We start from the raw sequence: 19,207 nt of genomic DNA, 5'->3' as shown, positions 1-19,207 counted from the left end.
CGGCCCATCAGCGTGAGCATGTGAACACGCCGATCACGGGATGCGCGCCCGACAGGCTCACCTCGATCGCCTCGCGCAGCTCGAACCCCGCCGCGTCCGGGGCCGCCATGCGGGCCGCCGCCTCGGGGGCGTGCAGCAGCGCCACCACCACCCCGCCCGGGGCGACGACCCTGGCCAGTTCCTCCCACAGCGCGCGGTCGCCGCGCGACAGCAGGCCCGTCGCGCGGACCTGCCGCCCCCACGGCGGATTGACCAGCACCCGGTCGACGTGCCCGGACGGCAGCGGCAGGCATCCCGCGTCCGCGACCGCCCACCCGAACCGCGTGTCCCGCGCCGCGTTGCGCGCCGCCGCCCGCACGGCCTCCGGATCGTGGTCGACGCCGAGCAGGCGGGGCCGCGCCGCGACCGCGCGCGCCTCGACGAGCAGCGTCCCGGCCCCGCAGCAGGGATCGAGGACGGTACCGGCGCCGTCCAGCCCGGCGAGGCGCGCCATGGCGGCGGCGACGGGCGGGTGCAGCGTGCCGGTCACCGACGCCCGCTTGTACGGCCTGCGGTGCAGCGGGCGCGCGGCGATCCGCACCGCGAGCGTCGCCCGGTCGTCCTCGATGGCGACCCGCCACGACAACGTGCCGGGCGGGGGCGCGCCGCCGCCGCGCCGGGAGTGGTAGCGGGCGCCGAGCGCGCGGGCCAGCTCCGTGCCGACGGCGTCCTCGACGTCGTAGCGCGTGTAGGCGCGGCGGCCCAGAAAGGACGCCGACACGTCCACGCCGGTGGTCCGCCCGCCGCCGCACCGCGCGCGCAGCGCCAGCGCCTCCTTCAGGCCGGCCTCGCGCACGGCGTCCGTCAGCCCGGCGAGGGACGCCTTGGACGTGCCGAGGCCGGCCGCCACCGCGGCGAGCACGAAGACGTCGTCCGCGGTCCGCAACCGCAGGACGTGCGGCCCGGGTTCGCGGACCCGGAACCACACCTCGCGGTGACGGAGGCGTGTGACGACGCCGAGGCGGCCGATCTCGGCCGCCAGCAAGGGCTCGATGCCGCGCGTCGCGCGCGCGAGCAGGGACGGCCCGGGGGAAATGTTCGCACGCGTGATCGCGTGGTTGCGCACCTGTTCTTCTCCCACGTCGCGACCCGGGGCGGCGCATCGCCGTCCCGCATCGCCGGCGGTGGGTCACGCCGCGGCCCGCCGGCGGGTCGTCAGCGCAGGTGGAAGAAGAACACGGCGCGACCGTACCGGCCACGGCACGCGCGCGCCACCGGTTTACGCCCCGGAACGCCGCCCGCCGTACCGCCGCATCGGTCACCGGGGCCGGTCGTCCGGGTGGCCTGGGTAGCATGAGACTGCGCGGACGTGCCGGATGCGAGGGTTGGGGGCATCTCTCATGACAGAGCGCAAACCGCCCGGGGTCAGCTTCGAGTCGTGGATCGACCGGCAGATCAGCGAGGCGATGGAGCGCGGCGAGTTCGACGACCTGCCCGGCGCGGGCAAGCCGATCCCCGACATCGACAAGCCCTACGACGAGCTGTGGTGGGTCAAGCAGAAGCTGCGCCGTGAGGGCGCGTCCATGCTGCCGCCGACGCTCGTGCTGCGCAAGGAGGCGGAGGACGCGCTCGCCGCCGCCGCGCGCGCCAGGTCGGAGGCCGAGGCGCGCGAGATCGTCGAGGCCGTCAACGAGAAGATCCGCAAGGCCATCAGGACGGGCCTGTCCGGACCGCCGCTCAACCTCATGCCCTTCGACGTGGACCGCGTCGCCCGGGAATGGCGCGAGCGGCACCCGAAGTAGCCCACCTGACCCACGTCGCCCAGCCCGGCCTGGCCCGTCTGGTCCACGTGGTCAGGAGCCCAAGCTCGTCTGGCGCTCGCCGCGGTCGACGGTGATGGTGATGCGCCAGGGGGTGGCGTAGCTGACGACGGGCTGTCCCAGCATCTCGCCGACGTGGTGGGCGACCTCCTGCCAACGCCGCCGGTCCTGCTCGGTGTCGGCGGACACGCTCACCGAGCCCTTCGTGAGGATCATCTCCCGCACCCATTCGCTCATGTTCCGCTGGAACCGCACCTCTTCCTCAGAGGTGAGCGGCATGGGCGTGTAGCCGCGGGGCATGGGGTCGGCGCGGTGTCCCTGGGTCATGCGGGCCAGCGTACGCCGAGGTGGCGCGTCTCCGCGCGGTGTTCCTGGGCAGATCCGGACAATCCCGGCCTTGGTCGGGCGTCCATGGAGGGAAGCGGACATAAGTGCATTCTGTTCATAGAGCCCTCTTTTATGTCACTGCAAGCCCCAGACCCCAATTTATTTCGCTGAACCCAGATATCAGGTCAGTTGTCCCCGGGAGGATTCCCGTGGGGTGTTACAGCGCGGGATCGGATCCGTTATCGGCTGTTATATCCCTAGACCGCCTTGGCGAGAAGCAAAGCGATGTCGTCGAGTTCGTCCACCGGACGCTGGTACTTGACGACAAGGTCGCAGATTCGCTCGATTCCGCGCGGCGCGCCGCTCAGCAAAGAACACAGCGTGTCGATTCCCTCGCCGATGTCGTGTCCCCGTCTCTCCACGAGCCCGTCCGTGTACAGGGCGAGCATGCTGCCCGTGGGCATGGCGGCCTCGCAGATCTCGTAACCGTCCCCGCCCGCGCCGAGCGGAGGCCCGGGCACGACGGGGACGAGCGCGGCCTTCCCGGTGGGGTCGACGAGCACGGGCGCCAGATGCCCGGCGCTCGCGACCCTCACGACGCCGGCCGCCCGGTCGTACTGCGCGTAGACGCAGGTGGCGAACTGGTGGGGGTTCAGGCGGTGCGAGACGTGGTCCAGTCGTGCCAGCAGCTCGTCCGGGTCGAGGTCGAGGCTGGCCAGGGTCTGGATCGCCGTCCTCATCTGCCCCATCGTCGCGGCGGCCTGGACGCCGTGGCCCATGACGTCGCCCACGATCAGCGCCGTGCGGTCCTCCGGCAGCGGGATCGCGTCGAACCAGTCCCCGCCCACCGCGGCCAGGGCGCTGGCGGGCCGGTAGCGGTGGGCGACCTCCAGGCCCGGCGGATGCCGCAGGCACGTAGGCAGCAGGCTGCTCTGCAAGGTGAGCGCGGTGTACCGCTCGCGGACGTAGAGCCGCGCGTTGTCGATGCAGGTCGCGGTGCGGGCGGCCAGCTCCTCGACGACGGCGACGTCGGCCTCGGCGAAGGGCGCGCTGTGCGGCAGCCTGGTCAGCACGAAGAAGCCGAGGACGTCGTCGCGTGCCAGCAAGGGAACCGCCAGCAGGGAGCACCCCGGCAGAAGCCGCGAGATGATCTCGCGGCCGAACGCGCGGGCGCTGTCGTCGGCGGCGGCCTGGTCGAGCCTCGGCACCAGCATCGGCTTGCGCATCGCCATGGCCTGCCCCTGCGGCAGCACGTGGCCGGGGTAGTGGACGATCTCGCCGATCGGGAAGGCGGTGTCCCAGTCCCACGGGTTGTCGGTGGCCACCGCGGTGGCCACCCGCCGGACCGGCGCCGCGGCCGGAGGCGCGGGGAACTCGCCTTCGGCGATGATGCTCTCGGGAACGTTGATCGCGCCGCAGTCGGCGAGCCGGGGGACGGCGACGTCCATGAACTCGCGGCAGGTGCGGGTCAGGTCGAGTGTGCTGCCGATGCGCTTGTTCGCGTCATGGAAAAACGTGAGCCGCTCTTCGGATCCAGCCGTTCCCTTGAGCCGCAACGTGGCACGATCGCGTGGGTCTTTCAACACCAGATCAGGATTCACCGGGCAGTGTCCTCCCGATTATGCGGGCCTCATCTTGAGAGCCTCAAGAATAAGCCTGTATATCGCGCCATTTCGTGGCTTGCCGCGTGTGGGCGGGGAGCTTTTCTGACCTGTGATGTCAGGTTACCGGAACGATGCCGGGCGTCGCCTGCCCCGCCTTCCTCGCGGACCCCTGGTCTGCGGATTCTCGGCCGGCGAAAGTTCAGACGCCGCCGGCGCGCGCGGTGACCTCGATCTCGATCCGGATGCGCGGGTCCAGGAGCCGGCAGGACATCATGGTGGCGGCCGGCCGGATCTCACCGAAATAGCGCTGCAAAGTCGGCCGGCAAGGCTCGAAGTCCGCAGGATCGGGCAGGATGTACCGCACGCGCACGACCTCGGCGAGGGACGATCCGGCCTCCCGCAGGGCGGCCTCGATGTTGCGCATGCACTGCTCCACCTGCGCGACCACGTCGTCGGCGATCGTCATCGACCCGTAGTCGAAGCCGGTGGTCCCGGAGACGTGCACCCAGCCGTCGACGACGACAGCCCGGGAGTATCCGATGGCCTTCTCGAACTCCGACCCGCTGCTGATCAACCGCCGTTCCGTCATGCCCCGCATCCTCACAGCGGCACCGGCGGATGTCCATCGGGCGGCGGAAGGCCGAGTTCTGTCGGACGTGTGTTCTAACGTCGGAGTGCAGGTGATCGGTGACGGCGCGGCGGCGACGGGCGGGCCGCCGCGTCCATCCAGCGGCACGATGGAAAGGGAAGCCCATGTCCGACCTTCAGAGTGATGTGCAGGCCCTGGTCGACGAGCTGGTCGAGTCCGGCGTCGAGCGCGGCGTGCAGGCGGCGGTCTACCGGCGCGGCGAGCTGCTGGCCGACGCGGTGGCGGGCGTCGCCGACCCGCTGGCCGGCCGTGCCTTCACCTCCGACACGCCCGTCTACGTCACCTCCACGGGCAAGGGCGTGATCTCCGCGCTGGTCCACCTCCTCGCCGATCGCGGAGTGCTCGGCTACGACGCGCCGATCGCCACCTACTGGCCGCGCTTCGGCACCCACGGAAAGCACACCGCCACCGTCCGCCACGCGCTCACGCACACCGCGGGCGTGCCGGGGCTGCCCGCCGACACCACCGCCGCGCGCTTCGCGGACTGGGACGCCATGTGCGAGGCCATCGCCGAGGCCAAGCCGTGGTGGGAGCCGGGCACCAAGATCGGGTACCACCCGCAGACGTTCATGTTCATCCTGGGCCAGGTCGTCCGGGGCGCCACCGGCAAGTCCATCTCGCGGGTCCTGCGCGAAGAGATCGGCGAGCCGCTCGGCGTGGCCGACGAGCTGTTCCTCGCGGTCCCGCCCGAGGAGCTGCCCCGCCTCGCCGTCATCGAAGAGAGCGCCCCGCCCATGGAGCTGCCGCCCGAGATGCTGGAGTCCATTCCCTTCTTCCGGGTCGTCGACGGCTACACCGCCGCGCCGCTGAAGGCCATGCCCGACGCCGCCTTCAGCAACCGGCCCGACGTCCTGACCTCCGACTCCGGCGCCACCATGAGCGCCCGGGCGCTCGCCCGCGTGTACGACGCGCTGCTGAACGGGCTGATCTCCCCCGAGCGGCTGCGCGAGGTCACCTCGCCCGCCGCGTCCGGTCAGGACGAGGTCACCGGCATGACCGCGACCTGGGGCCTCGGCTACTCCATCGGTCTCATGCCGTCGCTCGGCGCCACGACCGTCTTCGGCATGCCCGGCAGCGGCGGCACGGCGGGCTTCGCCGACACCGCCTCCGGCTTCGCGGTGGGCGTCACCAAGAACCGCATCTCCGCCGGCGACTTCTCCACCGTCGAACGCGTGGCCCGGACGGTCATGAGCCACGCCTGACGCCGCGCCGTGCCGGGCGGCGGTGGCGGGAGGGGCCGGGGGCCGGCGCGGGCGGGAACGTTGGGGCCGGGCGCTTCGCCGCCTACCGCCACCTCGCGGCCCGCGACGACCTGTTCGGCGTCGTCCACCTGGGCGACTACATCTACGAGTACGGCCGGGGCGAGTACGCCGCGCGGGGCGTCGTCGTGCGGCCGCACGAGCCCGCCCACGAGATCCTCACGCTGGCGGACTACCGGATCCGGCACGGCCAGTACAAGACCGACCCGGACCTGCGGGGCCCTGCACGCGTCCTTGCCCTGGATGGTCGTCTGGGACGACCACGAGGTGGCCAACGACGCGTGGGCGGGCGGCGCGGAGAACCACACCCCCGCCACCGAGGGGCCGTGGCCGGCGCGGCCGGCGGCGTCCCGGCAGGCGTACTTCGAGTGGATGCCGGTGCGGACCGGCCCGTCCGGCGAGATCCACCGCAGCCTGCGCTTCGGCACCCTCGCCGACCTCACCATGCTCGACCTGCGCAGCTACCGCTCCGAGCAGACCTCCGGCGCCGCCGTGGACGACCCGTCCAGGACGATCACGGGGGACGCGCAGATGGCCTGGCTGAAGAACACCCTGACCACGGGCGACGCGCGGTGGCGGCTGATCGGCAACTCCGTGATGATCAGCCCGCTCGCCCTGGGAGCCCTGCCCGCGAACGTGCTCGGGCCGCTGCGCGAGCTGCTCGGCGTCCCCGAGGGCGGCTACGGCCTCAACAGCGACCAGTGGGACGGCTACACCGCCGACCGCAAGGAGTTGCTCGCCGTCCTGCCGGCCGGGGCCGTCTTCCTCACCGGTGACATCCACACCGCCTGGGCCAACGACGTGCCGCTGAACGCCGCGACCTACCCGTCCACTCCTCCGGTCGCGGTGGAGTTCGTGGTGCCCTCGGTGACCAGCGACAACGTGGACGACATCCTGAACGTCCCCGCGCGGACGGTGTCGCTCACCGCCGAGGCCCTGATCAGGTCGACGAACCGTCACGTGCGCGCGGTCGAGCTGGACTCGCACGGGTACGGCGTGCTGGACGTGCGCCCCGAGCGCGTCCAGATGGACTGGTACAAGGTCTCCAGCCGTACGCAGGCGGACGCGCGCGCCACGTGGTTCGGCTCGTACTCCAGCGCCTACGGCAGTCGCAAGCTCACGAAGAAGTCCGGCCCGGTCACGTAGCGCCGGGAAACGCGCCCGGCGGCTCGCGGGAGCCGCCGGACGCACCGGCCGTCCGTGGTGGCCGCCGGACGCGCGGGCCGTCAGCGGCCGCCGTGCCCGTGGTCGTCGCCGTGCCGGCCGCCCCAGGGGCCGGTGATGGCGAAGACGTAGCCGGGGGTCTGGATGTTCGCGAACAGGATCTTCCCGTCCTGGCTGAACGTCGGGCCGGTGAACTCGCTGTCGTTCAGCTCGTTGCGCGCCATCGGGTAGGTCTTGCCGGAGTCGGTGACGCCCACCAGGTGCGAGAGGCCCTCACCGTCCTCGGCGAGGATCACGCCGCCGTAGGGGGAGACCGTGATGTTGTCCGGGCCGTCGTAGTTCGTGTCGGCGTCCGGGTCGGGGTTCACGCCGAAGATGGTCTTCAGCGTGATCGTCTCGGACTCGGGGTCGTAGAACCAGACCTGGCCGTCGTGCTCGTTGACGCTGCCGTCGTCGTGGCGGGCGTAGCTGGCGACGAAGTAGGCGCCGCCGTCGCCCCACCAGGCCCCCTCCAGCTTGCGGCTGCGGGTGACCTGGTCGTCGGTGAACTGCTTGCGCGTGGACACGGTCCTGGCGTCGCGGTCGGGAACGGCGACCCACCTGACCTTGTACTTCGTGCCGGGCTGGGTGGCCTCGGACAGGTCCTTGACGTGCCTGCCGCCCTTGTACGCGCTCAGGGCCTCCAGCGTGCCCGCGGTGTCGCCGCCCTCGCCCAGCGCGAGCCGCCGCAGCGCGCCCTTGCGCCCGCGGAAGCCGCGCGGCGGGGTCCAGCGGTAGTAGAGGCCGTTGGGGCCGCTCGCGTCCTCGGTCAGGTAGATCTCGGAGTTGCGCGGGTTGACCGCGACGGCCTCGTGCGAGTAGCGGCCGAGGAACTTCAGCGGGACGGGGTCGCGGTTGGCCTCGCGGTCGAACGGGTCCACCTCGAAGACGTAGCCGTGGTCCTTCTGGTAGGCGCCGCCGGCCTTCTGCTCGGTCTCCTCGCAGGTCAGCCAGGTGCCCCACGGCGTCACGCCGCCCGCGCAGTTGTTGTGCGTGCCGGCGACACTGACATACTCGCGGACGCGGTCGCCGCGGGAGTCGACCTCGATGTTGGTGCAGCCGCCGCGCGCGCCCGGGTCGTAGGTCAGGCCCTCCAGGGTGGGCACGCCGTACGGCTCGCCGCCGCCGATCTCGTGGTTGTTGACCAGGACGAAGCCCTTGGGGCCGCGGAAGCAGGCGGTGCCGTCGGCGTCGCTGGGGGTGGGTTCGCCGGTCTCCAGGACGGTCTTGCCGGCCTGAGCGACGATCTTGTAGGTGAAGCCCTTGGGGAGCGCGAGCAGCCCGGCGGGGTCGGCGACCACCGGGCCGTAGCCGGCGGTCCTGCCGAGGCCGGCCTGCGCGGCCTGGGCGGCGGCGGGGCCCGCGATGGCCTCGATGCTGCCGGCGATCGCGATGCCGAGCCCGCCCGCGGCGCTGGAACGCAGCAGGTTGCGGCGAGAAATGGGAGAAGTCACTTAAAAGCACCTCTTCGGCAGACATAAGTGAGCAGTAGGACCTAATTCCTCACGGCTGAACGCGCCCTTCCCTGACACCCACGGCCGGGTGAACGTGCGGCCAACGGTGATGAACCCCGCCGATCGCTTCGCTCGCACGCGCGCACGCCGGCCCGCGGCGAGGCGGGCCCGGGACGAAGCCGCCGCCATGGCGTGGGGTCGGCCGTGACGGGCGCTGAGCTGCGGATCTGTCGGTGGCATGTGGGATGCTGACCAGGTGACACCAGATGATCTGACCCGGTTGCGACGGGCTCGTGACCAGATGGACCGCGACTACTCCCAGCCCCTTGACATCCCGGCCCTGGCGCGCACCGCCCTCATGTCCCCGGGGCACTTCTCCCGCAGCTTCCGCGCCGCCTTCGGCGAGACGCCGTACAGCTATCTGATGACGCGCCGCGTCGAGCGGGCCAAGGCGCTGCTGCGCAGAGGCGATCTGAGCGTGACGGAGGTCTGCTTCGCGGTCGGGTGTTCGTCGCTGGGGTCGTTCAGCTCGCGGTTCACCGAGCTGGTGGGGGAGACCCCGAGCGCCTACCGGGCCCGCCGCCACGACGCGGGGGCCGCCATCCCGGCCTGCTACGCCAAGATCTTTACGCGCCCGGCCCGACATGGGGCAGCGAAAGACCCGTCGCCTCACATAGCGTGACGAATATGCAGCTCAAGCTTCAGAACTTCTTCCTCGCCGTCGACGACTCCGACAAGGCGCTGCACTTCTACCGCGACGTCCTCGGGTTCGAGGTGCGCAACGACGTCTCCTTCGAGGGCATGCGCTGGCTCACGGTCAGCCCGCCCGCCCAGCCGGACCTCGAGATCGTCCTGCACCCCGTCGGCGTCCACCCGGACGCCTCGCCCGCCGACCGGGAGGCGCTCACGGCACTGCTCGCCAAGGGCCTGCTCGGCGGCGCCGTCTTCGCCAGCGACGACTGCGACGCCACCTTCGCGCGCATCCGCGACTCGGGCGCCGAGGTCGTCCAGGAGCCGATCGACCAGCCGTACGGCGTGCGCGACTGCGCCTTCCGCGACCCGGCCGGCAACATGCTCCGCTTCGCCCAGCAGCCCACGCGGTAGGCCCCCGCCACACCCGTCCGGCGTGGGCGTAGCCGTGGCGATCAGGGGACGGCCCGCGCGGGTAGGGTTTCGCGCATGCGGATATTCGGGAACGTGCAGGAGCTCAAGGAGAGCGTCGGGGAGACGTTCGGCCCCACCGAGTGGCGGGCCGTCACCCAGGAGCAGGTCAACCTGTTCGCCGACGCCACCGACGACCACCAGTGGATCCACGTGGACGTCGAGCGCGCGGCGGACGGCCCCTTCGGCGGCACCATCGCCCACGGGTACCTGAGCCTCTCCCTGCTGCCCGCGTTCCTGCAGGAACTGGTCGAGGTCAAGGACATCCAGATGGCGGTGAACTTCGGCCTCAACAAGGTCCGCTTCCCGAGGCCGGTGCCCGTCGGCGCCCGCGTCCGCGCCACGGCCGAGCTCGCCGCCGTCAAGAACTCGCCCGCCGGCCGCCTGACCACGCTGAACGTCACGGTCGAGGTCGAGGGCGAGCGCCGCCCCGCCTGCACGGCCGAGGTGCTGCTCCTGTACGTGCCCGCCGAGGGCTAGCGGCACCCCGGAAGGCGCGCGAGAAAACCGGTGGACGACGCTGTTAGCGTGCGGGGCATGGCCATCATCGATGTCGACCGGTTCATCGCCGACGGGTTCGTCAAGCTGGAGGGCGCGGTGCCCCGTGAGGTCGGCGACGCGGCCAGGGCGCTGCTGTGGCGTCAGATGGGCCTCTCCCCGGACGACCGCGCCGGCTGGAAGCAGCCGGTCGTGTGGGCCTCCGACCTCACGGGCGTGGGCGCGTTCGGGCAGCTCATGCGCAGCCCGCGGCTGGCCGCGGCCCTCGACGAGATCTGCGGGCCCGGCGGCTGGGCCCCGCGCGGCGCGCTCGGCATGGTGCCGGTCCGCTTCCCTCTTCCCCCGACCGTCGACGACCGGGGCTGGCACATCGACGCCAACGCCGCGATCCCCGACGGCGGCGGCTACCTGTGCAGCGGGCGGCCGGAGTCGATGCTGCTGCTGGTCCTGCTGTCGGACGTCGGCCCCGACGACGCGCCCACCCGCATCCGGGTCGGCTCGCACCGCGACGCCGCCGCGGCGATGGCCGGGCTCGCGATCGACCCGTTCGAGGCCGGCCCCCTGGTGGACGCCGCCTCCGCGCACCGCCCGCTCGCGTACGCCACGGGGATCCCCGGCGACATGTACCTGGTCCACCCCTTCACCGTGCACGCCGCCGACGAGCACCGCGGCGCCGAGCCGAGGTTCATGTCGCAGGGCCCCGTCTTCCTCACCGAGCCGCTGACGCCCGAGGGAGGCAACGCCCTCGCCCGGGCCATCGCGTGACCCTCGCCTGACTCTTCCCTCGGCCGCGCGCCGGAATTCCCGGACGGCCGCCATGGTTGCCGGTGTACGGCTCAGGCTGGAGAGAAAGAGGCGAATGATGTCCGCACCACTGGAGTTCGCGGTCGACACGTTCGGGGACGTCACCCTGGACGCGGACGGGAACCGGCTGCCGTACGCGCAGGTGATCCGCAACGTCGTCGAGGAGGCCGTGCTCGCCGACCGCGTGGGCATCGACGCCATCGGCATCGGGGAGCACCACCGGGACGACTTCGCCATCTCGGCCCCCGAGATCGTGCTGGCCACGATCGCCGGCCGCACCGAGCGCATCCGCCTCGGCACCGCCGTGACCGTGCTCAGCTCCGACGACCCGGTGCGGGTGTTCGAGAAGTTCGCGACGCTGGACGCGGTGTCCAACGGCCGTGCGGAGATCATCCTCGGCCGTGGCTCGTTCACCGAGTCGTTCCCGCTGTTCGGCTACGACCTCGCCCAGTACGAGGAGCTGTTCGAGGAGAAGCTGGACCTGTTCTCGCACCTGCTCGACGAGGGGCCGGTCACCTGGCGTGGCCGCCTGCGTCCCGGGCTGAAGGACCAGCACGTCTACCCGAAGACCGAGTCCGGCCGGCTGCGCACCTGGGTCGGCGTCGGCGGCAGCCCCGAGTCGGTGATCCGCGCGGCCCGCTACCGCCTGCCGCTCATGCTGGCCATCATCGGCGGCGCGCCCGAGCGTTTCGCGCCGTACGTCGACCTGTACCACCGCGCGCTCAAGCAGCTCAAGGTGGACCCGCTGCCGGTGGGCGTCCACTCGCCCGGCCACATCGCCGAGACCGACGCGCAGGCGCGCGAGGAGCTCTGGCCGCACTACAAGGCGATGCACGACCGCATCGGCCGCGAGCGCGGCTGGGGCCCGACCACCCGCGAGCGGTTCGAGGCCGAGGCCGACGAGGGCGCGCTGTACGTCGGCGCGCCGGACACGGTCGCCGAAAAGATCGCCAAGACCGTGCGCGGGCTCGGCGTGGACCGCTTCGAGCTCAAGTACAGCTCCGGCCCGCTTCCGCACGAGAAGCTCATGACCACGATCCGCCTCTACGGCGAGGAAGTGGTGCCCCGGGTGCGGCGCCTGCTGTCGGAGGCCCCGGTCGCGACCGGTTGAGCCGGTTCGCCGAGCGGCCGCCGCGCGTGGCCGCGGTCCAACTCATCGACAAGTGCCCGCCAAGGCGGATTCCCTAGCGTCGCCCGCGTAAGCAACCGGCGTCCGGTGACGGACGCCGTCCGACGCAGGCGGAGGATCGCATGCCCCGCGGCACGACCGGGCCCTTCGTGGCCTCGATGGGGAGAACCCCGTGAAACTCGCATACAAGGTGCTGGCCTACCTGATCGCCGTCGAGGTCGCCGTGCAGGCGGCCATGATCGTGCTCGCTGACGCGGGCCTCAGCAAGTGGGTCGAGCAGGGCGGCGTGTTCGACAAGGCGACCATGGAGAGCGACGCGTCGCCGTTCCCCGAGATCGTCGGCTTCATGGTCCACGCCATCAACGGCATGATGGTGATCCCGGTGGCCGCGCTGCTCCTGCTGATCTTCTCGTTCTTCACGAAGGTCCCCGGGGCCGTCAAGGCGGCCGGCCTGGTCCTGCTGCTGGTCGTGGTCCAGATCGGCCTGGGCATCCTCGGTCACGACGTGCCCGCCCTCGGCGCGGTGCACGGCCTGAACGCGCTGCTGCTGTTCGCCACCGCCCTCTACGCCGCCCGCCGGGACCGCGTCGCGCAGGCCGTCGCCGCGCCGTCGCGCGTCGGGGCCTACAGCTGACGGCGCGGTCATGAACGCGACGCGCCGGCGCGGCGCCCGCCTCGCCGTCGCGGGCGCCGCCACCCTCGCCATCCTCGGCCCGCTGGCCTGGTTCTGGCAGGCCAGCCTGATGCCGTCGGCGTACTCCGTGATGGACATGGGGTACGCCGACCACGGCGGCCGTCCTCCTGCCTCCGCCGGCCACCAGGTTCACGCGGCGGCCGGCTCGCCGGTGCACGGCGCTCAGCACGAAACGGGCACGCCGGGCGGCGCGCGCGGCGTCACCTCGCTCACCGCCGACCCGGACCGCCCGGCCGACGTCGCGGTCTCCCTCGTCGCCCGGCGGCAGCGGTTCCGGCTGGCCACCGGCCGCTCCGTCGACGGGTACACGCTGAACGGCGTGTCGCCCGGCCCGGAGATCCGCGCCCGCGCCGGGCAGCTCGTCGAGGTCCGGCTCGTCAACGCGTCGGTGCCGGACGGCGTCACCCTGCACTGGCACGGCGTGGACGTGCCGAACGCGGCGGACGGCGTCGCCGGCGTGACCCAGGACGCGGTCCCCCCGGGCCGCTCGTTCACCTACCGCTTCGTCGCCGACCAGGCCGGTACGTTCTGGTACCACTCCCACCAGATGTCGCACGAGCAGGTGCGCCGGGGGCTGCTCGGCGCCCTGGTGGTGTCCCCGGCCGCGCCGCCGCCCGCGGGGACGGTCGACGTCGTGGCCCTGCTGCACCTGTACGAGGGCGCGCGGACGGTCAACGGGCGCGAGGGCGACCTGCGCGCCGAGGCCCGCCCCGGCGAGCGCGTGCGCGTCCGCGTCGTCAACACCGAGAACGGCCAGACGCCGGTGTGGGTGGGCGGTGCGCCGTTCCGGCTGCTCGCCGTGGACGGCACCGACCTGAACGGGCCCGCTCCCGTGCGCGACACCGCCGTCCTGGTGACCGCGGGAGGCAGGGCCGACATCGAGGTGACCATGCCGGCGGACGGCTCCCCGGTGCGGGTGCACATCGGCGGCCCGGCCGGCGTCGTGCTCGGCTCGCGCTCCTACGACGCGCCCGCCGCCGCACGGCCCACGGCCACGCTGGACCTGCTCTCCTACGGAAAGCCCGCGCCCATCGGCTTCGACCCCGCCAAGGCCGACCGGCGGTTCACCTACGACATCGGGCGGCGGCCCGGCTTCCTCGACGGGCGTCCCGGGGTGTGGTGGACGGTCAACGGGCACATGTACCCGGACGTGCCGATGTTCGTGGTCGCGGAGGGCGACGTGGTGCGGATGCGCGTCTCGAACCACAGCGGCGAGACCCACCCCATGCACCTGCACGGCCACCACGCCGTGGTGCTCGCCCGCGACGGCGTCCCGGCGACGGGCGCGCCGTGGTGGGTGGACTCGCTGGAGGTCGGCAACGGGGAGTCGTACGACATCGCGTTCGTGGCCGACAACCCGGGCATCTGGATGGACCACTGCCACAACCTTCCGCACGCCACGGAAGGGCTGGTCGCGCACCTGATGTACGAGGGCGTCACCACCCCCTTCCTGGCGGGCGACTCCGTGGGGAACCTGCCGGAGTGATCCAGGGCCGGGTCCGGCTCGTGGAGGGTCACGGGGTGATATCTCCTCCCAACACGCTATATGTCGGCATGGGTGGCGTACCGGAGAATTCAGGTGGCTCGCACCATCGAGCCGGGCACGCAGGAGCCCTCGCATCCGACGTCCGGCCCTTGGGCATTCCGGGCTGGCGCGGTGCGCCGGGACTCCCCCACCGCGCGGAGGAAAATTGCGCAGAACACCGTCCCTGTCAGCCCTGTTAGGCATCACCCTTCTCGTCCTCACGGTGCTGTTACCGTCCGTCCCCGCCACCGCCGCCCCGGCAGCGACGCCCCCACGGCCGCCGGCCGTCTCCTGGTCGCCGTGCGAGCAGAACCCCGCCGCGGAATGCGGCACGCTGTCGGTGCCCATCGACTGGAGCAGGCCGGGCGGGCCGTCGATCGACCTGGCCCTGGCCCGGCGCAAGGCCACCGACCCCGCCGCCAGGATCGGCTCGCTCCTGATCAACCCCGGCGGCCCCGGCGGGTCCGGCGTCGACCTGGTCACGAACGTGCCCGGCTGGCCGAGCGCCGAGCTACAGCGCCGCTTCGACATCGTGGGCTTCGACCCGCGCGGCGTGGGGCGCAGCCACCCCATCGTCTGCTCCGCCGACCTGCTGTCCCCCATGCAGTACCCGATCGCCGAGAACGCCGCGCAGTTCGCGGAGCTGCGCGCCCTCAGCACGCGGCTGCGCGCCGACTGCCGGGCCAGGACCGGCCCCCTCTTCGACCACGTGAACACGCGCAACGTGGTCCGCGACCTCGACGCCATCAGGGCCGCCGTGGGCGACGACAAGCTCACCTACTACGGCATCTCCTACGGCACGCTGATCGGCCAGCAGTACGCCGAGATGTTCCCGCACCGCGTCCGGGCGCTCGCGCTGGACGGCAACATGGACCACAGCCTGGGGATCGGCGAGTTCTACGAGACCACGGCCGCCGCCGCGCAGGACGCGTTCGAAGCGTTCGCGTCCTGGTGCGAGCGGTCCGACAGGTGCGCCCTGCACGACGAGGGGGTGCGTCCCGTCTGGACCCGCCTGCTCGCCCGCGCCGACCGCGGCGAGCTGATCGACCCGGACCAGCCCGCTGTCCCGGTGACGTCACTCGAACTGATCAGCCTGGCACACCTGCTGTTCTACCTCCCCGAGTGGGACCTTCTCGCCGTCATCATGGCGGCGCTCGACACCGGCGCGCCCCTGCCGCTCCCGCTCCCCACGCGCGTGCCGGGCGGCGGCGCCCCCGGTGCCGTGGCGAACTTCCCGATCCCGATCCTGTGCCAGGACTTCGACTTCAACGTGTCCTCGTTCAAGGAGTACAACGCGATCCTGCGCCGGTCGGCCAAGCTGGCGCCCGACATGCGGTACGGCCCGGTCAACGTCCGGGTGACCCCGGTCTGCTTCGCCCAGCCCACGCCGATCCCGAACCCCCAGGAGCGTTTGCGGGTCCGCGGCAGCGCTCCACTGCTGCTCGGCTCCTCGCTGCACGAGCCCACGTCGCCCTACCAGTGGACGCTCGGCGCCGCCCGTCAGCTCGGAAAGTACGCCAGGGTCCTCACCTACGAGGGCTGGGGCCACGGCATCTACGGCTGGAGTGACTGCACGACCGGCACGATCGACCGCTACCTGATCTCCCGCGCCCTGCCGCCCCCCGGCGCGCGCTGTCCCGCCGTCGAGCCGTTCCCGGCGCTGACCGCCGACCGGCGAACGCCTCGCCTCGCCCCGACACCCGTCCTCCCGGGCCGGCCGTCGCTCTTCTGATCTCCGTTCCGGCCTCTTCCGGCGCGTTCCGGCCGGAAGAGGCCCCGTCAGGCGATGACCGGGTCGTCGAGGATGTGGGGGAGCACCCGGGCCTGGAAGCCCTCGGGATCGGGGCTGGAAAGGCCGGACATGGTGGCGAGGGCCTTCCACAGGGCCCAGCCGCGGGCACGGCGCCAGGCGTCGTCCGGGAGCCCGGCGGACTCGCGGAAGACCCCGCGCTCCTCGCCGCGGAAGTACGTCCAGGCGATCACCAGGTCGCACGCGGGGTCGCCGACGCCACAGGTGCCGAAGTCGATCACGGCGGACAGGGCCCCGTCCGCGATCAGCAGGTTGCCCGCGGCGATGTCGCCGTGGAACCACACCGGCGGGCACGCCCAGGCCGTGGTGAGCGCCTCCGCCCAGACGGCCGCGCAGGCGGCGGTGTCCACCACGCCCTTGAGCTCCTCCAGCGCCTGTTCCACCTGGTCGCTGTAGACGCTGGGGTGGCAGCCGCGGAAGAAGGAATGCCGCCCGCAGGCCGGTCCCTCCCGGGCGGGAGCGGCCCGGAGCGCGGTGAGGAACCCGCCGAGATCCCGCGCCAGCCCGAACCGGTCGACGTCCGCGGCGCTCTCCAGGGTCTCCCCGGTGAGCCACCGCCGTACCGACCAGGGAAACGGGTAGCCGCCCGCGGGCCGCCCCGTCGCGACCGGCACCGGCACGGGCACCGGGAGGTGCCCGGCCAGCGCGGGCAGGCACCGGTCCTCCTTCTCGACCGCGGCCACGTACCCTTCGTGGCTCGGAAGCCGCACGGACAGCTCGCCGCCCAGCCGGTACGTCCGGTTGTCCCAGCCCTGACGGGGGACGGGCTCGACCGGCAGGTCACGCCACTGGGGGAACTGCCCGGAGACCAGCCCGCGCACGAGCCCGGCGTCGATGTCGACCATCATTCAAGTCTGCGCGCGGACGGCCGCGTCCGCGCGCGAGAATCCCGGTGCGCTCAGTGGCAGACGCGGGCGTCCTTGATGTCGGCGGGCAGCACGGGCTTGCCGTCCACCGGCGGGGTGGGCCCGTCCGGCGTCGGCTGGATGCCCCCGGCGGCGATGCGGTCCAGCGCGGCGAGCCCGGCGGCGTCGACCGTGCCGAAGACGGTGTAGTTCGGCAGGAGCCCCGAGTCGCCGTACACCAGGAAGAACTGGCTGCCGTTGGTGTCCGGGCCGGCGTTGGCCATCGCCAGCACGCCGCGCGCGTACGTCTTGCGCGTCCCGGTGGTGTCACCCGGCCACGGCGGCAGGTCGGTCGGCAGCTCATCCTTGTAGCGGTATCCCGGCCCGCCTTCGCCGGTGAAGTTCGGGTCGCCGCACTGCAGCACCTTCAGCCGGTCGTACGCGGTCAGCCGGTGGCACGAGGTGACGTCGTAGAACCGGTGCTTGACCAGGTGGACGAAGCTCTGCACGGTGCACGGCGCCTTGGCCGCGTCGAGCGTGAGCCCGATGTCGCCGTGGTTGGTCTTGAGCACGGCGGAGGTCCGCCGGGTCGGGGTGCGGCGCGGGTCCGGCGGCAGCGGCACCTTGCGGGCGGCCGGCTCGTCGGGCGTCTCGGTGTAGTGGCACGGGCCCTTGGTCGTCCTCGGCGGCTTGTCCGCCGCCCCGTCGGCGGACGCGGGCACGGCTCCGACCGCGACCAGGGAGCCGATCGTGCACGCGGCCACCACGGCACGCGCCGCCAGCCGTAACAACGCTCTGTCGGACATGGTGCCCCTCCAGGAGATGATCCACAGGCTTACTGTGATCTATTCCATCTGACAGGGGCCGTCAAGGGCCCGGAATTTCGCCTTGGCGGGGCCGCGCCATCCGCCGACAGGGAATCTGTGCTTGACAAAAAAGTTTGTCGGTAGCTACGGTGGAGCCATGCCGGACGACGGGCGCCCCCGCCGATCCCCGGCCGCCAACCCCTGAAGGAGCGAGTCCCATGCGTATCGTGATCGTCGAGTTCATGAGCCTCGACGGCGTCGTGCAGGCCCCTGGCGGTCCCGGCGAGGACACCGACGGCGGCTTCGCCCACGGCGGCTGGACCCACCCGTTCTTCGACCCCGAGATCGCGGGCGGCGCCTTCGCCGGCACGCTCACCAACGCCCACGCCCTGCTGTACGGGCGCCGTACCTGGGAGAACATGGCCGCGGCCTGGCCCGAGCGCGCCGGCGACCCCTTCGCCGACCAGATGAACGCGATCGGCAAGTACGTCGTGTCCGACACGCTCGGCGACGGCGAGCTGGCCTGGAACACCACCCGGATCCCCGGCGGCGAGGCCGTCGCCCGGATCCGCGAGCTCCACGAGACCGAGGGCGGCGACGTGGTCGTCATGGGCAGCCCCACGCTCGCGCGCACCCTCGTCCAGGAGGGACTGTTCGACGAACTGCGGCTCGTGATCATGCCGGTGCTGCTCGGCGGCGGCAAGCGGATCTTCCCCGACGGCGGCGTGCTCCACACGCTGAAGCTGGTCTCCACGGTCACCAGCGACGCGGGCGTGAACGTGTGCACCTACGAGCGCGCCGCCACGGCGTGAGGCCTCACCGCGCGCTCACGGCGCGCCGGCCGTGCGGGAGACGAAGGGGTGCAGGCTGCGGACGCTCTCGTGGCCCGACAGGGACATGAGCATCGGGGCCGGCCAGCCGTCCTCCCCGAGGTGGGCCAGGCGGGAGTGGCGGAGCCGGCGCAGGGTGTACCCGTCGCCGTCGGGATCGAGGTCCCGGGTGGCGCGCTTGAACAGGTACTCCGCCCGCTCGTACGACAGCCGGCCGCGGCCGGTGTGCGGGCAGAGATCCGCGGCGGGCAGCACGCGGCCGGGTCCGGGCCTGCGGTCGGCGAGGAACAGCGGGCCGCGGCGGCGGTTCCCCAGCAGGAGCGGCAGGAGCGCGGCCGTCCCCGCCTCCCAGCGCACCCACCGGTCTCTGGCCTCGACCCGGCCGCGCATGCCGGGCACGTCCAGGTCCTCCACGTCCAGCGACAGCGCCCACTCCGCCGGGGCCGCGCTCTCGTACAGCAGCCGCCACAGGGCGCGCTCGCGCGGCGCGATCCCGGGACGCTCCCACAGCGCCGCCAGCCGCTCCCGGTCGATCGGACGGGTACGCCCGCGCGGCTCGGGCCTGCGGTCCAGCGGGGCCGCCAGGTCGGCGGAGGTCCAGCCCCGCCCGGCCGCCCACCCGGCGAACGACCGCAGCGCGGCCCGGTGCCGGTTCCACGTCGCGCCGGCCGCCGACCCCCAGGCCGCGGCGAAGACCTCCTCCACCCGGGCGGGCGAGACCTCGGCCAGCGGCGCGTCCTCGCCCAGGTGGCGGCCCAGCCGGGCCAGCGTCTTGCCGTACGAGCGCACGGTGCCGGCGCTCAGGTCCGC

Annotated in this window: 19 protein-coding genes and 2 pseudogenes; 13 read left to right on the top strand and 8 right to left on the bottom strand. The window is 72.6% G+C overall.

The window, feature by feature from the left end; genetic code table 11:
• Positions 1–7: 7 nt before the first annotated feature.
• On the bottom strand, positions 8–1,120 hold the full coding sequence (locus BJ982_RS01355; protein ID WP_311772215.1) for a methyltransferase domain-containing protein: 1,113 nt from the start codon (positions 1,118–1,120) through the stop codon (positions 8–10).
• A 259-nt stretch (positions 1,121–1,379) separates the two neighbouring features.
• On the opposite strand from BJ982_RS01355, the gene BJ982_RS01350 reads away from it, so the two are divergent.
• Complete coding sequence (locus BJ982_RS01350) at positions 1,380–1,781, top strand: DnaJ family domain-containing protein (RefSeq protein ID WP_184875782.1); 402 nt, start codon at positions 1,380–1,382, stop codon at positions 1,779–1,781.
• Positions 1,782–1,832: 51 nt separating this feature from the next.
• Here BJ982_RS01350 and BJ982_RS01345 read toward each other — a convergent pair whose 3' ends face one another.
• The 3 genes from BJ982_RS01345 to BJ982_RS01335 form a co-directional block, all read right to left on the bottom strand.
• The gene (locus tag BJ982_RS01345) at positions 1,833–2,126 is read right to left on the bottom strand and encodes a hypothetical protein (protein WP_184875781.1); all 294 of its coding nucleotides are present in this window, start codon (positions 2,124–2,126) and stop codon (positions 1,833–1,835) included.
• A gap of 257 nt (positions 2,127–2,383) precedes the next feature.
• The gene (locus BJ982_RS01340) at positions 2,384–3,682 is read right to left on the bottom strand and encodes a PP2C family protein-serine/threonine phosphatase (protein ID WP_184875779.1); all 1,299 of its coding nucleotides are present in this window, start codon (positions 3,680–3,682) and stop codon (positions 2,384–2,386) included.
• Between the two features lie 247 nt (positions 3,683–3,929).
• On the bottom strand, positions 3,930–4,319 hold the full coding sequence (locus tag BJ982_RS01335) for a RidA family protein (RefSeq protein WP_184875777.1): 390 nt from the start codon (positions 4,317–4,319) through the stop codon (positions 3,930–3,932).
• Between the two features lie 164 nt (positions 4,320–4,483).
• On the opposite strand from BJ982_RS01335, the gene BJ982_RS01330 reads away from it, so the two are divergent.
• The 3 genes and pseudogenes from BJ982_RS01330 to BJ982_RS01325 all read left to right on the top strand — a co-directional run bounded on the left by BJ982_RS01330 (position 4,484) and on the right by BJ982_RS01325 (position 6,784).
• Entirely contained in the window at positions 4,484–5,581 is a 1,098-nt protein-coding gene (locus tag BJ982_RS01330; protein ID WP_184875775.1) for a serine hydrolase domain-containing protein, read from the top strand.
• Positions 5,578–5,799, top strand: a pseudogene (locus tag BJ982_RS40180) (alkaline phosphatase D family protein); the annotation flags it as partial. The gene BJ982_RS01330 and the pseudogene BJ982_RS40180, both read left to right, overlap by 4 nt.
• Before the next feature lie 82 nt (positions 5,800–5,881).
• On the top strand, positions 5,882–6,784 hold the full coding sequence (locus tag BJ982_RS01325; RefSeq protein ID WP_260413516.1) for an alkaline phosphatase D family protein: 903 nt from the start codon (positions 5,882–5,884) through the stop codon (positions 6,782–6,784).
• Between the two features lie 80 nt (positions 6,785–6,864).
• Here BJ982_RS01325 and BJ982_RS01320 read toward each other — a convergent pair whose 3' ends face one another.
• A complete protein-coding gene (locus BJ982_RS01320; RefSeq protein ID WP_184875773.1) occupies positions 6,865–8,295 on the bottom strand; it encodes an alkaline phosphatase PhoX in 1,431 nt (476 codons plus the stop codon).
• 301 nt (positions 8,296–8,596) lie between these two features.
• On the opposite strand from BJ982_RS01320, the gene BJ982_RS01315 reads away from it, so the two are divergent.
• The 8 genes from BJ982_RS01315 (at position 8,597) to BJ982_RS01280 (ending at position 15,838) form a co-directional block, all read left to right on the top strand.
• A complete protein-coding gene (locus BJ982_RS01315) occupies positions 8,597–8,977 on the top strand; it encodes a helix-turn-helix transcriptional regulator (RefSeq protein ID WP_203959103.1) in 381 nt (126 codons plus the stop codon).
• A gap of 5 nt (positions 8,978–8,982) precedes the next feature.
• Positions 8,983–9,399, top strand: coding sequence for a VOC family protein (locus tag BJ982_RS01310; RefSeq protein ID WP_184875769.1), 417 nt, complete (start codon positions 8,983–8,985; stop codon positions 9,397–9,399).
• Between the two features lie 75 nt (positions 9,400–9,474).
• Positions 9,475–9,936, top strand: a complete 462-nt coding sequence (locus tag BJ982_RS01305) for a MaoC family dehydratase (protein ID WP_184875767.1) — start codon at positions 9,475–9,477, stop codon at positions 9,934–9,936.
• Between the two features lie 57 nt (positions 9,937–9,993).
• Positions 9,994–10,719, top strand: coding sequence for a phytanoyl-CoA dioxygenase family protein (locus BJ982_RS01300; RefSeq protein WP_203959093.1), 726 nt, complete (start codon positions 9,994–9,996; stop codon positions 10,717–10,719).
• 94 nt (positions 10,720–10,813) lie between these two features.
• Entirely contained in the window at positions 10,814–11,869 is a 1,056-nt protein-coding gene (locus tag BJ982_RS01295; RefSeq protein WP_203959094.1) for an LLM class flavin-dependent oxidoreductase, read from the top strand.
• Between the two features lie 190 nt (positions 11,870–12,059).
• Entirely contained in the window at positions 12,060–12,521 is a 462-nt protein-coding gene (locus tag BJ982_RS01290) for a hypothetical protein (protein ID WP_184875765.1), read from the top strand.
• 10 nt (positions 12,522–12,531) lie between these two features.
• Complete coding sequence (locus tag BJ982_RS01285; RefSeq protein WP_184875763.1) at positions 12,532–14,067, top strand: multicopper oxidase family protein; 1,536 nt, start codon at positions 12,532–12,534, stop codon at positions 14,065–14,067.
• A 262-nt stretch (positions 14,068–14,329) separates the two neighbouring features.
• A complete protein-coding gene (locus BJ982_RS01280) occupies positions 14,330–15,838 on the top strand; it encodes an alpha/beta fold hydrolase (RefSeq protein WP_184875761.1) in 1,509 nt (502 codons plus the stop codon).
• 47 nt (positions 15,839–15,885) lie between these two features.
• On the opposite strand, the gene BJ982_RS01275 is transcribed toward BJ982_RS01280, so the two are convergent.
• Both BJ982_RS01275 and BJ982_RS01270 read right to left on the bottom strand, forming a co-directional pair.
• Positions 15,886–16,764 (bottom strand): aminoglycoside phosphotransferase family protein, encoded by an 879-nt coding sequence (locus BJ982_RS01275; RefSeq protein ID WP_239123019.1) that lies wholly within the window; start codon positions 16,762–16,764, stop codon positions 15,886–15,888.
• A gap of 50 nt (positions 16,765–16,814) precedes the next feature.
• Entirely contained in the window at positions 16,815–17,567 is a 753-nt protein-coding gene (locus BJ982_RS01270) for a peptidylprolyl isomerase (RefSeq protein WP_184875759.1), read from the bottom strand.
• Between the two features lie 218 nt (positions 17,568–17,785).
• Here BJ982_RS01270 and BJ982_RS01265 point away from each other — a divergent pair, with 218 nt between their 5' ends.
• A complete protein-coding gene (locus BJ982_RS01265) occupies positions 17,786–18,379 on the top strand; it encodes a dihydrofolate reductase family protein (protein ID WP_184875757.1) in 594 nt (197 codons plus the stop codon).
• A gap of 15 nt (positions 18,380–18,394) precedes the next feature.
• Here the strand turns inward: BJ982_RS01265 and BJ982_RS40835 are convergent.
• Positions 18,395–19,192: pseudogene (locus tag BJ982_RS40835) on the bottom strand (tyrosine-type recombinase/integrase); the annotation flags it as partial.
• Between the last annotated feature and the right edge of the window lie 15 nt (positions 19,193–19,207).

The organism is Sphaerisporangium siamense, from assembly GCF_014205275.1.
In the GTDB taxonomy this organism is placed as follows: domain Bacteria; phylum Actinomycetota; class Actinomycetes; order Streptosporangiales; family Streptosporangiaceae; genus Sphaerisporangium; species Sphaerisporangium siamense.
Note: the sequence above shows the minus strand (reverse complement) of the source record. Positions and strands in the feature narration are given on the sequence as shown.